Annotated in this window: 2 protein-coding genes; both read left to right on the forward strand. The window is 65.4% G+C overall.

What is annotated here, in order from left to right; genetic code table 11:
- The coding region (locus EAH77_RS25425; RefSeq protein ID WP_206664903.1) for a hypothetical protein at positions 1-208 on the forward strand (208 nt) is incomplete at its 5' end.
- Positions 205-661, forward strand: a 457-nt coding sequence (locus EAH77_RS25020; RefSeq protein WP_140476150.1) for an asparaginase, incomplete at its 3' end; no start/stop codon positions are given. The genes EAH77_RS25425 and EAH77_RS25020, both read left to right, overlap by 4 nt.

A 661-nucleotide genomic window follows, 5' to 3' on the forward strand; every position in this document is an offset into this window, starting at 1 on the left:
CGTCAACCGGACCGGCACGATCGCCGCGGGCGACTCGGTCACCCGAGTCCACGTACCGGATCACGGAGTGACTGTTCGAGAGATCTTCGCCGGAACGGACCCTGAGCGGCTTCGACGGCTGCTCGCGGAACACACCGATCTTGCACCGAACGTCGCCGCGCGCGTCCAGAGGTTCATCGAACAAGCAGAAGCGCAGGTGCACTCGTGAGTATCGAATTGGTGGAAGTGGTCCGCTCCGGATTCCGCGAATGCGTGCATCGCGGATCGGCCGTCATTCTCGGCGCCGACGGAGAGGTCGTTGTCGGACTCGGGGAAATCCACACGCCCATCTACCCGCGCTCGGCGAACAAGCCGTTGCAAGCCGTCGCTGCGCTTCGTAACGGCTTTGCACCCACCGGCCCGGAAGAGTTGGCCGTCGCGTCGTCCTCACACGCGGGCGAGGCTGATCACATCGAGTTGGTCGCGGCTCTTCTCGCTCGGTACCAGCTCGGCGTCGACCAGCTGCAGTGCCCGTCGGACCTCCCGGGCAACGAACTTGCCCGAGCCGAACTGATCGCCGCGGGCGAGCTTCCCAGCCCGATCTACATGACCTGCTCGGGCAAGCACTCCGCGATGCTCGCGACGTGCGTCGTGAACGACTGGCCGCTCGAGACGTACATGG

The sequence above is a fragment of the Ewingella americana genome (genome assembly GCF_006438725.1).
Taxonomy (GTDB): domain Bacteria; phylum Pseudomonadota; class Gammaproteobacteria; order Enterobacterales; family Enterobacteriaceae; genus Ewingella; species Ewingella americana_A.